Source organism: Paenibacillus sp. LX16 (genome assembly GCF_036252815.1).
GTDB classification, from domain to species: domain Bacteria; phylum Bacillota; class Bacilli; order Paenibacillales; family Paenibacillaceae; genus Paenibacillus; species Paenibacillus polymyxa_B.
Genome location: NZ_CP141152.1, coordinates 420,788 through 435,234 on the forward strand (window position 1 = coordinate 420,788; position 14,447 = coordinate 435,234).

At 48.0% G+C, this 14,447-nt stretch carries 11 protein-coding genes and 2 rRNA genes; 11 read left to right on the forward strand and 2 right to left on the reverse strand.

Features of this window, described 5'->3' with window-relative positions; all coding sequences use genetic code 11:
* Window positions 1–256 precede the first annotated feature (256 nt).
* Window positions 257–3,181 (forward strand): 23S ribosomal RNA (locus tag T3H97_RS01905).
* Window positions 3,182–3,328: 147 nt separating this feature from the next.
* Window positions 3,329–3,445, forward strand: a 5S ribosomal RNA gene (gene rrf, locus T3H97_RS01910).
* A gap of 179 nt (window positions 3,446–3,624) precedes the next feature.
* Here the strand turns inward: rrf and T3H97_RS01915 are convergent.
* Window positions 3,625–3,783 carry a hypothetical protein gene (locus tag T3H97_RS01915; RefSeq protein ID WP_180984517.1) on the reverse strand — a complete coding sequence of 53 codons (159 nt, stop codon included), beginning with the start codon at window positions 3,781–3,783 and terminating at the stop codon, window positions 3,625–3,627.
* Between the two features lie 295 nt (window positions 3,784–4,078).
* Between T3H97_RS01915 and T3H97_RS01920 the strand changes: the two genes are divergently transcribed.
* The 5 genes from T3H97_RS01920 (at window position 4,079) to T3H97_RS01940 (ending at window position 10,359) form a co-directional block, all read left to right on the forward strand.
* Window positions 4,079–5,410, forward strand: a complete 1,332-nt coding sequence (locus tag T3H97_RS01920) for an extracellular solute-binding protein (RefSeq protein WP_328801523.1) — start codon at window positions 4,079–4,081, stop codon at window positions 5,408–5,410.
* Window positions 5,411–5,637: 227 nt separating this feature from the next.
* Complete coding sequence (locus T3H97_RS01925) at window positions 5,638–6,528, forward strand: carbohydrate ABC transporter permease (protein WP_250242336.1); 891 nt, start codon at window positions 5,638–5,640, stop codon at window positions 6,526–6,528.
* A gap of 5 nt (window positions 6,529–6,533) precedes the next feature.
* Window positions 6,534–7,367: a carbohydrate ABC transporter permease gene (locus T3H97_RS01930; protein ID WP_013308419.1), complete on the forward strand. Its 834-nt coding sequence runs from the start codon at window positions 6,534–6,536 to the stop codon at window positions 7,365–7,367.
* A 30-nt stretch (window positions 7,368–7,397) separates the two neighbouring features.
* Window positions 7,398–9,194 (forward strand): sensor histidine kinase, encoded by a 1,797-nt coding sequence (locus tag T3H97_RS01935; protein WP_328801524.1) that lies wholly within the window; start codon window positions 7,398–7,400, stop codon window positions 9,192–9,194.
* Window positions 9,175–10,359 carry a response regulator gene (locus T3H97_RS01940; protein WP_328801525.1) on the forward strand — a complete coding sequence of 395 codons (1,185 nt, stop codon included), beginning with the start codon at window positions 9,175–9,177 and terminating at the stop codon, window positions 10,357–10,359. Before T3H97_RS01935 ends, T3H97_RS01940 begins: the two co-directional genes overlap by 20 nt.
* A 72-nt stretch (window positions 10,360–10,431) precedes the next feature.
* On the opposite strand, the gene T3H97_RS01945 is transcribed toward T3H97_RS01940, so the two are convergent.
* Window positions 10,432–11,337: a LysR family transcriptional regulator gene (locus T3H97_RS01945; RefSeq protein ID WP_235307012.1), complete on the reverse strand. Its 906-nt coding sequence runs from the start codon at window positions 11,335–11,337 to the stop codon at window positions 10,432–10,434.
* A 161-nt stretch (window positions 11,338–11,498) separates the two neighbouring features.
* Between T3H97_RS01945 and T3H97_RS01950 the strand changes: the two genes are divergently transcribed.
* The 4 genes from T3H97_RS01950 to T3H97_RS01965 all read left to right on the forward strand — a co-directional run bounded on the left by T3H97_RS01950 (window position 11,499) and on the right by T3H97_RS01965 (window position 14,335).
* Complete coding sequence (locus T3H97_RS01950) at window positions 11,499–12,089, forward strand: flavin prenyltransferase UbiX (RefSeq protein ID WP_328801526.1); 591 nt, start codon at window positions 11,499–11,501, stop codon at window positions 12,087–12,089.
* A 28-nt stretch (window positions 12,090–12,117) separates the two neighbouring features.
* Entirely contained in the window at window positions 12,118–13,536 is a 1,419-nt protein-coding gene (locus T3H97_RS01955) for a non-oxidative hydroxyarylic acid decarboxylases subunit C (RefSeq protein ID WP_328802764.1), read from the forward strand.
* A 41-nt stretch (window positions 13,537–13,577) separates the two neighbouring features.
* Entirely contained in the window at window positions 13,578–13,802 is a 225-nt protein-coding gene (locus T3H97_RS01960) for a non-oxidative hydroxyarylic acid decarboxylases subunit D (protein ID WP_190298473.1), read from the forward strand.
* Window positions 13,803–13,873: 71 nt separating this feature from the next.
* Window positions 13,874–14,335: a pyridoxamine 5'-phosphate oxidase family protein gene (locus tag T3H97_RS01965; RefSeq protein ID WP_328801527.1), complete on the forward strand. Its 462-nt coding sequence runs from the start codon at window positions 13,874–13,876 to the stop codon at window positions 14,333–14,335.
* Window positions 14,336–14,447 lie beyond the last annotated feature (112 nt).

Here is a 14,447-nt window from a genome sequence, read left to right on the forward strand (position 1 = left end):
CAAAACTCAGGTTTAGGCCTGTTACTCACTCGTTGCTCAGTTTTGAGAGCTCAAACTCTCGAAAAAGCTGGTTGTTTACAGCTTTGCACCTTGAAAACTGGATACCGAAACGAAATTGCGTTTTAGAATATTCCTTTAAGCTGATCTTGTGTAAACAAGTGAAATAAAGGTAGCAGGTAAGGAAAGATCTTTTGCCTTTGGCAAAAATCATTCTTTATCGAACATCGACATTTTCTTTCTTTGAAAGAAAAGTCTAGGTTAAGCTACAAAGAGCACACGGAGGATGCCTAGGCGCCAGGAGCCGACGAAGGACGTGGCGAACAACGATAAGGCCTCGGGGAGCTGTAAGCAAGCTTTGATCCGGGGATGTCCGAATGGGGAAACCCGGCTGTCTTCATCGACAGTCACTTTCTGCTGAATACATAGGCAGAATAGAGGCAGACCAGGGGAACTGAAACATCTAAGTACCCTGAGGAAGAGAAAACAATAGTGATTCCGTCAGTAGCGGCGAGCGAACGCGGATTAGCCCAAACCAAGAAGCTTGCTCCTTGGGGTTGTGGGACGTCTCACATGGAGTTACAAAGGAACCGGTTAGATGAAGAGGTCTGGAAAGGCCCGCCAGAGAAGGTAAAAGCCCTGTAGTTCAAAACTTGTTCTCTCCGAGACGGATCCCGAGTAGTGCGGGGCACGTGAAACCCCGTATGAATCCGGCAGGACCATCTGCCAAGGCTAAATACTCCCTGGCGACCGATAGTGAAGCAGTACCGTGAGGGAAAGGTGAAAAGCACCCCGGAAGGGGAGTGAAATAGATCCTGAAACCGTGTGCTTACAAGAAGTCAGAGCCCGATCTATGGGTGATGGCGTGCCTTTTGTAGAATGAACCGGCGAGTTACGTTCCCGTGCAAGGTTAAGGTGAAGAGCTGAAGCCGCAGCGAAAGCGAGTCTGAATAGGGCGAATGAGTACGTGGACGTAGACCCGAAACCGGGTGATCTACCCCTGTCCAGGGTGAAGGTGCGGTAACACGCACTGGAGGCCCGAACCCACGCATGTTGAAAAATGCGGGGATGAGGTGGGGGTAGCGGAGAAATTCCAATCGAACCCGGAGATAGCTGGTTCTCCCCGAAATAGCTTTAGGGCTAGCCTCGGAAATAGAATCGTGGAGGTAGAGCACTGATTGGGTGCGGGGCCCGCAAGGGTTACCAAGCTCAGTCAAACTCCGAATGCCATAGATTTAGTTCCGGGAGTCAGACAGTGAGTGCTAAGATCCATTGTCGAAAGGGAAACAGCCCAGACCATCAGCTAAGGTCCCCAAGTGTGTGTTAAGTGGGAAAGGATGTGGAGTTGCACAGACAACCAGGATGTTGGCTTAGAAGCAGCCACCATTGAAAGAGTGCGTAATAGCTCACTGGTCGAGTGACTCTGCGCCGAAAATGTAACGGGGCTAAACACACCACCGAAGCTATGGCTTGATGCTTTGCATCAGGGGTAGGGGAGCGTTGAATGTGGGTTGAAGGTGTACCGTAAGGAGCGCTGGACTGCATTCAAGTGAGAATGCCGGTATGAGTAACGAAAAGATCTGTGAGAATCAGATCCGCCGAAAGCCTAAGGGTTCCTGAGGAAGGTTCGTCCGCTCAGGGTAAGTCGGGACCTAAGGCGAGGCCGATAGGCGTAGTCGAAGGACAACAGGTCGAAATTCCTGTACCACCGTAATCCGTTATGAGCGATGGGGTGACGCAGTAGGGTAGTGACGCGGACTGATGGATGTCCGTCTAAGCAGTGAGGCTGGTGTGTAGGCAAATCCGCACATCGTAAGGCTGGGCTGTGATGGGGAGCGAAAATTATAGTAGCGAAGGTCATGATCTCAGACTGCCAAGAAAAGCCTCTAGCCAGGAGAAGGTGCCCGTACCGCAAACCGACACAGGTAGGCGAGAAGAGAATTCTAAGGCGCGCGGAAGAACTCTCGTTAAGGAACTCGGCAAAATGACCCCGTAACTTCGGGAGAAGGGGTGCCTCGGTAGGGTGAATAGCCCGAGGGGGCCGCAGTGAAAAGGCCCAAGCGACTGTTTAGCAAAAACACAGGTCTGTGCGAAGCCGCAAGGCGAAGTATACGGGCTGACGCCTGCCCGGTGCTGGAAGGTTAAGGGGAGTGGTAAGCCTTCGGGCGAAGCTATGAACCGAAGCCCCAGTAAACGGCGGCCGTAACTATAACGGTCCTAAGGTAGCGAAATTCCTTGTCAGGTAAATTCTGACCCGCACGAATGGCGTAACGACTTGGGCGCTGTCTCAACGAGAGATCCGGTGAAATTTTAATACCTGTGAAGATGCAGGTTACCCGCGACAAGACGGAAAGACCCCATGGAGCTTTACTGCAGCTTGATATTGAATTTGGGTACGATCTGTACAGGATAGGTGGGAGCCGTAGAACTTTGAGCGCCAGCTTGAAGGGAGGCATCCTTGGGATACCACCCTGATCGTATCTAGGTTCTAACTTGGTACCGTAAACCGGTGCGAGGACAGTGTCAGGTGGGCAGTTTGACTGGGGCGGTCGCCTCCTAAAGAGTAACGGAGGCGCCCCAAGGTTCCCTCAGAATGGTTGGAAATCATTCGAAGAGTGCAAAGGCAGAAGGGAGCTTGACTGCGAGACCTACAAGTCGAGCAGGGACGAAAGTCGGGCTTAGTGATCCGGTGGTACCGCATGGAAGGGCCATCGCTCAACGGATAAAAGCTACCCTGGGGATAACAGGCTTATCTCCCCCAAGAGTCCACATCGACGGGGAGGTTTGGCACCTCGATGTCGGCTCATCGCATCCTGGGGCTGAAGTAGGTCCCAAGGGTTGGGCTGTTCGCCCATTAAAGCGGTACGCGAGCTGGGTTCAGAACGTCGTGAGACAGTTCGGTCCCTATCTGTCGTGGGCGTAGGAAATTTGAGAGGAGCTGTCCTTAGTACGAGAGGACCGGGATGGACGTACCGCTGGTGTACCAGTTGTTCCGCCAGGAGCACCGCTGGGTAGCTATGTACGGAAGGGATAAGCGCTGAAAGCATCTAAGCGTGAAGCCCCCCTCAAGATGAGATTTCCCAATTAGTAAGACCCCTTGAAGACGACGAGGTAGATAGGTTGGGGGTGGAAGTGCAGTAATGCATGGAGCTGACCAATACTAATCGGTCGAGGGCTTATCCTAAAGAATAAAACGCAAATAAGTTTCGGATCCAGTTTTCAGGGTGTAAGTTTTGTATTGTATAAGCTCAAGTAGCTTATATGAAACAAGCGAACACACAGCATTTGGCGATGCTGATTCCTGAAAAAGAATTTACGATGTAAATTCATGTTTGGTGGCGATAGCGGAGGGGTTCCACACGTACCCATCCCGAACACGACCGTTAAGCCCTCCAGCGCCGATGGTACTTGGACCGCAGGGTCCTGGGAGAGTAGGACGTCGCCAAGCACGATAAAAGAGCACAGCCTTAACGGGCTGTGCTCTTTTTCCTATAACCGATTCATTTATCATTCACATGAAAGATCATTATCGTGGATTCGGTCAAAAGTTTTACGGTATCCTGGTTGTCCTTTGTATAGTGGTGCCTAGTCAGCATTTTTAACTGAGGACAGTATTAACTGGGGAAGTTAATCTATTTCAACCTGTTCTGTCTGAAGGACACTCAAGGCTTGAAGTTTACGGGTAATTTCTTTTTGCCACTTGGTATCTCCGACCTGTACGGCAAGATTGAGAAGATCCAAATAATCATCAATATGCAGGGAGGTTTTACTAAAAGCTTCTTTCACTGCGGTCCTGCCTCCTTTTAAAGTCTATGTGTATTCATCGTTTAATAATGATAATCATTATCAAACGATGATCTTATTCATATTATGCCTGTGTTCTAGATAAATTGCAAGTTATGATATGAATGAATTTTGAAGCACGCAAATGAGGGCTTGAAAAAACAAACCCTTCTCCTTAAGTTCACGCATTGTTCACGTCTTTTCTATGGAACATAATGAAAAGAACAAGCGGGCAATGAGTGTCCACCAATTAGGAGGGCAAATTGCGCAATGCTTCAACAAGAGGAGGAAAAAGACCATGAGCAGAACAAAAATGAAAGCGTTTGCCATTGTGATGGTGAGCGCCTTGGCATTGACGCTGGCAGCTTGTAATAACGGACAAAGCGCAAGTCCGGGAAATTCAGGAGAAACGAGCAGAGGCACCGCAACGAAAGATGTTACGATTACCTTTCAGAACATTAATCCTGATCCGAGCACCCCTTCGTACAAAATGATTAAGCAAATTGTAGGTCAATACGAGCAGGATCATCCTCATGTAAAAATTGAATTGGATTCGCTAAATACAGATCAACAAAAGCTTAAGCTGAAGACACAGGCAGCGGCGAAGGAAGTACCTGATATCACGATTGTAAACCCGGCTGCACAGATGAAGCCATTCGTAGATGCCGGGCTGCTGGCTCCATTAAACGATGTGGCTGATAAAGAGGGATTAAAAGATACGTTTCAGAATGGACTTCTTAATTACTATAGTTTCGACGATAAGCTCTATGCTTTTCCGGACGGTAACAATATAGAAGTGGTGTTTTACAATAAGGAACTGTTCAAGCAGGCGGGAATCCAGAAGTTGCCGACCACCTTTGACGAGCTGATTACGACGGTCAAAACGCTGAAGGCGAAGGGGATTACTCCGATTGCCATTGGGGAAAAGGATTCATGGACGGGGTCCCTCCTTTTTATGAATATTTTGTTGCGTACGAATGAAGGGCCGAATTTTCTCAATGATGTACTGGACGGCAAAAAGACGTTTAACGACCCGGCTTTTGTGGAAGCGGTGGATGCATTTCAGGAATTGGTGCAGGCAGGAGCTTTCCCAGATGGAGCTACATCTATTGACTACAATGCAGGCGGTAATATTTTTAAAACAGGAAAAGCCGCGATGTATATTATGGGTACATGGGAAACGGGGTCAATTGATGCTTCTTCGGTAGCGGGTAAGGTAGGAGCGTTTCAATTCCCTACGGTGAATGGCAAGGGTGATGTGAATGAGTATGTAATTGCGCCGGGCAGCGCATTTGCGGTATCTGCGAACAGTGAACATTTACAGGAAACGAAGGATTTTCTGCACTATTTTATTAAGGAGATGCCCAAAATTCAGTTTGATCTGAAAAATGCGATTGGCAGCGGTCAGAAAATGAAAGGTGATCTGAAGGAAGCGGGCTACTCCGAGTTAGCGATTAGTCTTAATGAGCTGTTCAAGAATGTAAAAGGGGGCGATCTCGCTTTTGATAATACGATGAATCCGGCTATTGCGCAGGCGCATCTGAGTAGCATTCAAAATCTGTTCGTGCAAAAAGAAGACCCTGCACAAGTTGCCAAGGAACATCAGAACACTTTTGAGGCGAATAAATAAGTGAGGATTTTGCAAAAATCCAATAAGCGACTCCCAATGAACAATATATAGATCGAAATGGTCTGGTTCGTCTAGATATTACACTTTGGAGCGACTGAAATCGAATTTTGCAAATCCTGAAGTAGCAGGCACTAGGGAGGGGGCAGAATGCTTCTTCCCTGATTGGAAATCATGTAGGTTGTGCATCCTCAGAAGATGTTCAGAATCAACACAAAGGAGATTAGAACATGAATGTACTGAAGGTGCCAGCACGTACCATTGCCGTTTTCGTGCTACCCTGCCTGTTGTTGTATACCTGTATGGTATTTGTTCCGATTCTGGTGTCGGTGTATTGCGGATTGCTGGATTGGAACGGAATTGCCGAGGCAAAGTTCGTGGGGCTGGCTAATTTTGAGCGGATTTTTACAGCAGATTCAGTGTTCTGGCCGTCCGTGAAACGGACTATGATGTTTGCTGTGTTTTCCATGCTGGAGATTCCATTCTGTCTGTTGCTGGCAATCTTGCTTAATCGCTATGTGCGTAAGGCCAATACGCTGGTTACGATATATTTTCTGCCGGTTATTCTGTCGGTGGTCATTATCGGGCAGCTGTGGAAGACGATCTATAATCCGGCTTCGATGGGTGGAATGCTGAACGGTATTTTGCTGGCGATTGGGCTGGAAAGCTGGACACGCTCATGGCTGACGGAACCGCAGATAGCGATGTACGCCCTCTATTTTGTATCGTTGTGGCAGTATTTTGGCTATCATTTGCTTATCCAGTTTACCGGGGTACAAAATATACCGAATGAGCTGTACGAAGCAGCCAAAATTGATGGAGCTGAAGGATTCAAAGCAGACCGCTATATTACGCTGCCGCTCATTGTACCTATTTTCAAGATATCAATTGTATTAGCATTTATCGGCTCCCTGCAATCGTTTGATTTGATCTGGGTGATGACGGGGGGAGGACCAGCCCATGCGACGGATACAGTATCCACGTATATGTACAATATGTCCTTTTTATCGATGAAATACGGATACGGCAGCGCATTGGCTTCAATTCTCGTAGTGATTTGCTTGTCATTTACAATTGTGATAAATTTTGTTTTCAAACGAATCGAAAATAAGGTAAGCTAAAGGAGATGGAACTGTTGAATGCCTTGAAAAAAACGGGAGTCTTTTCCTTATTGGCAATCTTAATTGTCACGCAGCTGTATCCACTCTTTTGGCTGCTGACCTATTCGTTGAAGACGAATGAAGAGATATTGAGCTCAAGCTTCTTTGCACTCCCTCAAGTGCCCCAGTGGCACAACTATCAGGAAGCCTATGAATCAGGGAGCTACTTGCGTTATTTAGGAAACAGTGTACTGGTGACCGGGGTTACGATGATTTTCGTCATTTTATTAAGCTCGATGACTGCTTATGCGATTACACGTTTTCGTTGGCGCTTCGGGGCTGTTGTGCTGACTTTGTTTCTGATCGGGATGATGATCCCGATGCAAGCTACACTGCTGCCGCTGATGGTGATGTTTAAAAACGTCCATATTCTGAATACGTATTTCTCACTGATTTTACCCTACATTGCTTTTCAGACACCGATTGCGGTCTTCATCCTATCCGGCTTTATGCGGTCCATTCCCCACGAAATTGAAGAATCCGCTTACATTGACGGAGCGAGCATTTATCGTATTTTCCGCAGTGTAATCTTACCCATCTCGATTCCGCCTATCATGACGGTATGTATTTTAACTTTCATTAACATCTGGAATGAATACATTATGGCTGCCACCTTTATCTCGTCCGAGAAGCTCAAAACTCTCCCTTTCGGCGTATATACGTTCGTCAGCCAGTATTCTGTGAACTACGGTAATATTGGTGCTTTTCTAGTCATGGGTGCCTTACCGGTCATTATTATTTATTTTGTTCTGTCCGAAAATATCACCAAGGGCATGGTTGCGGGAGCGGTTAAAGGATAGGTGGCCGATGCGAAAGGAGCGCACGGAGGTATGATGCGCCGTTTTCAATCCATTCAATACCGCTTGTTTGTTCTGTTCCTATTGAGCATGTCCGGCATTGTGCTGGCGGTCAGTCTATTATTTTACAACCGTACTACGGTGCAGTTCCATGATAAGGTCAGCGAGCTAGCGCGTAAAAATGTATCCCAGACGGCAGGCCTGTTCGAATTGCTACTCGGCAGCTATAACAGTCTCTCCAAATCGATCAGCAACAACATGGATTTGGTTCGTCTGTTGACGACGGATAGTAGTGATTTACCTGCTGTCAATTACATCAACGAACGTACGATTACGAATATTCTGGGCGCTATCTATTATTCGCGTGAGGATCTGATTGGCATCCATGTCATCACAGACACAGGCAAGGTATATAACTATGGCAATTATATGAATGTCATTGATACTCATTACGAACATACGGAATGGTATAAGGAAATTCGAAAGTCGGCGGGTAAAATTGCATGGCTGGGCGTGTATCCTCACTCTGTCATTGATCAGGTGGAAACCAGACCCGTGTTTGCGTTTGGACGGCAGCTCTATGATCTGGATGAACACAAGCCGATTGGTATTGTCCTGTTTGAGGCTGAGCCGCGTTCTGTTTTGTCCGCTCTCCACAATTTGCGGTTAGGCACCAATAGTCAGGTATATTTGTTGGGTCATGAAAACCGAATTGTGTCGGCTACTTCCTCTGATCCGCCACCGGATTTGCAAAATCTAGAGCAGCAGGTACCGGAGGAGGATGTTATTGTAAATCGAAGTAATGAAAGAGTTGTAATCGCTTCCAAGTTGCCGTTTGCCGACTGGTCTGTGATTAGTGTGACACCTAGTGAGGATCTGAACGTGGAGCTGGTGCAAAATCAAAGGTACTTATTTATCGTGGCACCTATACTTATTATTGTGTCGGCGTTAATTGCATCTATCGTCTCCAGGGGCATTTCCCTTCCGCTCAAGCGAGTCATTCGGGAAATGAAGCGGGTAGAGACAGGAAATTTCCGTCATACGGTAAACACTAAATCTTATGAAGAAATCAATCAGCTAGCTACCTCTTTTAACCATATGGTAAGACGGATTGCAGAGCTGATTGAGCTGGTACGTATATCATCAGTCAGCGAAAAAAATGCGGAGCTGCACGCGCTACAGACGCAGGTCAATCCACATTTTCTATATAATACGCTGGATATGATCTATTGGATGCTGGACGAAAAGGGACAGGATCAGCTCGGAGAGGTGGTCCTCTCCTTATCCCATATGTTCCGTTACAGCAGCCATTGGGAAGAAGGGGCCGATGTAAGCCTTCGTGAAGAAGTGGAGCAGGTTGGCCACTATCTTACCATTATCCAAGCCCGGCTGGAGGGCAGGGTATCCGTAGACATCAATATTGAAGAACGATGGATGGATATCCGCTTGCCGAAAATGACCTTACAGCCATTGATTGAAAATGCGGTGAAGCACGGACTGGAGCCTCTTCATGCGGATACAGGTGGCAAGCTGCTCGTCAGAGCGGAAGAATATGGCGGTGTATTGAGCCTGCACATCATCGACAACGGTGCAGGGATGAAGTACGAACGATGGGAGGTGATCCAGGTCGCTTTGGCAGAACCCGGCAAACAGGCGGGCAGCGGGCAGGCGGGAGGCATCGGCCTGCAAAACCTAAATTTACGGCTACGGCACATGTTCGGAGAAGAGTACGGCCTACGGATCTCTAGCGTACCTGGGGCCGGAACAACAGTCACTGTAAGTGTGCCTCTGCCACAGAAGGAGGAGAAACATGAATATTCTGATAGCTGACGATGAAAATATGATTCGGCAGGGAATTCGGCGTACCATTGGCCAAGCTCTACCAACCTGCGGCATTCATCTCGCTGCTTCCACCGAGGAGGCAGCAGGCATTCTGGCGGAGCATCCTGTAGATATTGTATTAACTGATATCCTGATGCCCGGTATGGATGGTCTGGAATTCATGCGTATTTCTAAGCGAAAGCATCCTCATCTGCAGTGGGTTGTCATTTCGGCCCATTCCGACTTCCATTATGCACAAAGAGCAGTAAAGCTGGGTGCCAAAGACTACCTGTTAAAGCCGATTGGTAAAAGAAAGCTGCTGGAATGCATTGAAATACTGGCAGCCGAAGCGCTTGTGGCCTCGCAGCAGGCGAACGAGGGTAGGCTTCTCAAATCCAATATGGTTTATTTGCGTGAAGCCGTTTTCCAACGCTATGCCCTTGGACTGGACACGGGCAAGCTGGATATACAGCCTTTTGTCGAAAATTATCCGGAATTCCATCTCTTCATGGTTCGCATGGAACCTGATCACAAGCAGACGCATCTGGAGCATTTTATGATTGAAAATGTACTGTCCGAGCTCATTGAGGCAGGAGGCAGCGGCTTTGTCGTCAGTCTAGACCGCCATAGTCTCCTGGGCATTGCAAGGCTAAGGGATGAGGCAGAGGCCGCACGGCTAGAGACGTTGCTCGAATCCCATCTGAAGCGTTATGTGAAGGTGCCCCTACAAATTACACGTTCGGGTGTTCATCACAATTTTGCCTCCATACCTGAAGAGGTGGCGCGATTAAGACGTACACCGGAGGAGATTGCAGCCGCAGCAGCGGATACAGGAGAATGTCTCCGCAAAGGCATGCATACGGTAGATGTGGCATTGCAATACATTCGGGCTCACTTTACAGAGGAGCTGTCGCTGGAGAAGGTGGCTTCAATCGTATTTTTGAATCCGGTGTATTTTAGCCAGTTATTTAAGCAAAAGACGGGACAAGGCTATAAGGATTACGTCATTTCCTTGCGTATGGAGGAGGCGAAGCGGCTGCTCAGTGATCCTCATCTGCGGCTGGCTGATATTTCAGAGCGGATCGGTTATCAGGATATGAGGCATTTTACACAGGTATTCCGGCGGAAATGTGGAATGACTCCAACCGAGTATAGACATCAGGGAGTCAAATAAGACGGTATCAACGGCCGAATGAAGGAAGTTCTTCAAGCATCAGACTGTTTCAGGAGTAGAGCGGTAGAGCATCTACTCGGGAACAGTCTTTTTCGTGTCTCCAGCTTGTAGCAGTTCAACAAATTTGCGAGCTGCATTGGATAAATAACGATCCTTGCGCCATACGACGGCAGGCTGTGTGAAGGGGAATGGCTCCTTAATGGAGAGTGTGCGAAATCTGTCCCCGTATTCTTGTCCCAAGCCAGCGTCTGGAATAATGGTAATTCCCATGCCTGTGGAAACGAGCGAGAGAATGGTCGATATTTCTGGACAGTCCAATACGACGCGCGGAATAAGATGGTGTTCCTGAAATTTGCGGATGACGGTTTCGTATAGTCCGTGTCCTTCTGTTCGGCGTCCCAACAAGAGGTCATAGCTGGCAGCTTCCTGTAATGTAATTTCCCCACTGGGATGGCGATCTGCCCATTCACACGGAAGAACCGCAACAAAAGAAACGCCCTCCAGTTCAATCGTATGGTACGATTTGTCGTCTACCGGAAGCAGCAGCAGGGCCAGATCGACTTTATTCTGATGCAGCAGCTCTTCCAGATGATGTGTGTCTCCGTGTCCTATTTTAACGTATACCTCTGGATAAACCTGATGAAAGCGGCTGAGTTGTTCAGTAATCAGAGACATACAGGCGGATGACGTGCCTATGGCAAGTGTGCCGGTTACTTTGTTTTCAAACTCCCCAATTTCTCTACAGGTGTCCTCCATTTCAGCCAATAATCGTTTGGCGCGTGTATACAGTGTATATCCGGCCTCGGTAACTTCCCACTTCTTTCCTTCACGGTAAATCAGCTTTACACCAAGCTCGTCCTCCATATTTTTGAGTTGTTGACTCAGTGGAGGCTGGGCCATGTTGAGCGTTCTGGCGGCCTTGGTGATTTGCCCTTCCTCCACGATGACGCAAAAGTAATGCAGATGCTTCAAGTCCATTGGGGATTCCTCCTCATTTCTAAACAACGTTTCTATTTGAATACTTTTAAAGTATGCATTACATATATTATATATATTTTTCGTGTGCAGGGAACGGGCGTATAATTTTTGACAGTAATGCATGGGTGAACATAAAACGATGGGATGGAAGGAGGGGACATATGAAGAAAATCATTGTAGGAATATCGGGAGCGACAGGGTCAATCTTTGGTATCCGTATATTGCAACAATTACGGGAGGCTGGAGTCCAAAGCCATCTGGTGCTATCCCCGTGGGCTATTGCCAACATTCCCTATGAGACAGGCTACACGGTGAAGGAAGTGGAGGCAATGGCGGATGCAGTCTACTCGTATAAGGATCAGGCCGCGCGTATTTCCAGCGGCTCCTTCCGGGTAGATGGTATGGTCGTCGCTCCTTGCAGTATGAAGACTCTTGCCTCTATTCGTATCGGTATGGCGGACAACCTGCTTACCCGATCAGCGGATGTGATACTGAAGGAGCGAAAGAAGCTGCTGCTCATGACCAGGGAAACACCATTAAGCAGTATCCATCTGGAAAATATGCTGGAGCTGTCACGTATGGGTGTGATGATCCTGCCACCGATGCCTGCCTTTTATAATCATCCTGCAAGTATCGAGGAATTAGTGGATCATATTGTTTTTCGCGCATTGGATCAGTTCGGTATTGTCACAACTGCAGCCAAACGTTGGGATGGAATGAAGCAGACTGACTCCAGACTGCACCAGAATTGAGAAATCGAAAGACGAAGGAGAATGAATGATGGCTTATAAAGACTTTCGCGATTTTCTACACACCTTGGAAAAGGAGGGACAATTACTCACGATCAGCGATGAGGTAAAGCCGGAGCCGGACCTTGCAGCAGCTAACAGAGCATTAAACAATCTTGGAGATAAGACGCCTGCTCTCTTTTTCAACAACATCTATGGATATACGGATGCTCGTATTGCAATGAATGTGATGGGCTCCTGGCCCAATCATGCCCTCATGATGGGAATGCCAAAAAACACGCCACTCAAGGAGCAGTTTTTTGAATTTGCCAGACGCTATGAACAATTTCCGGTGCCCGTGAAGCGGGAAGAAGCCGCTCCTTTTCATGAAGTCGAGATTACGGAGAATATTAATTTGTTTGATATTTTGCCGTTGTTTCGTTTGAATCAGGGGGACGGAGGGTTTTATCTGGATAAAGCAATTCTAATTTCACGCGATCTGGATGACCCGGACACCTACGGTAAGCAAAATGTCGGCTTATACCGGATGCAGGTGAAAGGCAAGAACCGTTTGGGCATCCAGCCTGTACCACAGCATGATATTGCGATCCATATCCGTCAGGCTGAGGAGCGTGGCGAAAATCTGAAGGTGGCTATTGCCCTCGGATGTGAGCCTGTGATTACAACGGCTGCTTCTACGCCGCTGCTGTACGATCAATCCGAATATGAGATGGCGGGGGCCATTCAGGGCGAGCCTTATCGTGTGGTCAAAGCGAAGGATGCAGATCTGGATCTGCCTTGGGGAGCCGAGGTCATTTTGGAAGGCGAAGTGTTAGCAGGTGAACGTGAGTATGAAGGTCCATTCGGTGAATTCACAGGTCACTATTCCGGCGGTCGCGCGATGCCAGTCATTCAGATTAATCGTGTATATCACCGCAAACAGCCTATCTTTGAGCATCTGTACATCGGGATGCCTTGGACAGAAACGGATTATATGATCGGTGTGAATACAAGTGTACCGTTGTTTCAGCAGCTTAAGGATGCTTTTCCTAATGAAATCGTAGCTGTTAATGCCATGTATACGCATGGGCTGGTCGCTATTATTTCCACGAAAACCCGATATGGCGGCTTTGCGAAGGCTGTGGGAATGCGTGCGTTAACGACTCCGCATGGATTGGGGTATTGCAAGCTGGTGATTGTGGTGGACGAGGGGGTCGATCCGTTCAATCTGCCGCAGGTCATGTGGGCTTTATCCACCAAGCTTCATCCAAAGCATGATGCTGTCATTGTTCCTGGCTTGTCTATTTTACCGCTTGACCCCGGCTCTGATCCGGCAGGTATGACTCACAAAATGATACTGGATGCGACGACACCTGTAGCACCGGATATTAGAGGCCATTACTCGCAGTCACTCGATTCCCCGCTGGGTGTAGCGGAATGGGAGAAAAAGTTGAGCCAAATGCTTCGCTAAATATGTTTAAAAACAAAGAAAGATTAAAGGAGTGCTGACAGATGCATATTTGTCCCCGTTGTGAATCTAATCGTTCGGAGGTTGTTACCCGCTCGCCAGTTAAAGGCGCCTGGGAGGTTTTGTTGTGCCCTGTATGCCTGTTCACATGGCGAACCTCAGAACCGGATAGCATTACTGATCCAGCAAAGTATAAATCGGCGTTCAAGGTAAACCCCCAAGAAATTCCGAATGCTGCTCATGTTCCTCCTATTCCAGAGCGGATATAGGGTCGTTCGTAAGTAGCCGTAAATTATGGTACTTTGAAGTTATAGGCCAAAAGTAAAGGGGATTATACTTCATGCAGACACCAAGGATTGGTAAGGAACTGTTCACGCTACTGGACGGTAAGGGACTGGAGGACAAGCAGCATGAAGCAATGATGCTGCTGACGGTCACGGAAGATCAGTGGCCGCACATAGCGATGATTAGTGTGGGCGAGGTTGTAGCGCTGGACGCGGGGAATCTGCGTCTGGCACTATGGCCGGGTACGACCACGACGGGCAACATGATCCGTACTGGGAAGGCGACGCTTGCGGTGTTCACCGGGGGGAAGGCGCATTATGTGCGGTTGTCGCTGGAACATCTGCCTGCTTTGCCCGGAGCCAAGCACGTACGTGAGCGATTTGCGGCTCATGTTTTTGCAGCCAGAGAGGATTCGGCTCAATATGCGGATATTTTGACAGGTGTCACGGTTCGTCTCAAGGAACAGGAATCGGTGATCCATCGCTGGAAGGAAACGGTGGCTGAGCTGTTAATGTAATGCCATCTGATTATGACAAATAATCTATGTATTTACCAAGTTTACCGTTAAAATAAATGTAGGGAATAAGCGCTTACAAGGGATCGTGCTGAGCTTGTTGGAACAGGAAATT

Excerpts from the sequence above, each read along its gene's own strand:
- T3H97_RS01925 (WP_250242336.1), top strand. The coding sequence starts at position 5,638 with ATGAATGTACTGAAGGTGCCAGCACGTACCATTGCCGTTTTCGTGCTA.
- T3H97_RS01965 (WP_328801527.1), top strand. The coding sequence starts at position 13,874 with ATGCAGACACCAAGGATTGGTAAGGAACTGTTCACGCTACTGGACGGT.
- T3H97_RS01920 (WP_328801523.1), top strand. The coding sequence starts at position 4,079 with ATGAGCAGAACAAAAATGAAAGCGTTTGCCATTGTGATGGTGAGCGCC.
- T3H97_RS01955 (WP_328802764.1), top strand. The coding sequence starts at position 12,118 with ATGGCTTATAAAGACTTTCGCGATTTTCTACACACCTTGGAAAAGGAG.
- T3H97_RS01930 (WP_013308419.1), top strand. The coding sequence starts at position 6,534 with ATGGAACTGTTGAATGCCTTGAAAAAAACGGGAGTCTTTTCCTTATTG.
- T3H97_RS01950 (WP_328801526.1), top strand. The coding sequence starts at position 11,499 with ATGAAGAAAATCATTGTAGGAATATCGGGAGCGACAGGGTCAATCTTT.
- T3H97_RS01940 (WP_328801525.1), top strand. The coding sequence starts at position 9,175 with ATGAATATTCTGATAGCTGACGATGAAAATATGATTCGGCAGGGAATT.
- T3H97_RS01945 (WP_235307012.1), bottom strand. The coding sequence starts at position 11,337 with ATGGACTTGAAGCATCTGCATTACTTTTGCGTCATCGTGGAGGAAGGG.
- T3H97_RS01960 (WP_190298473.1), top strand. The coding sequence starts at position 13,578 with ATGCATATTTGTCCCCGTTGTGAATCTAATCGTTCGGAGGTTGTTACC.
- T3H97_RS01935 (WP_328801524.1), top strand. The coding sequence starts at position 7,398 with ATGATGCGCCGTTTTCAATCCATTCAATACCGCTTGTTTGTTCTGTTC.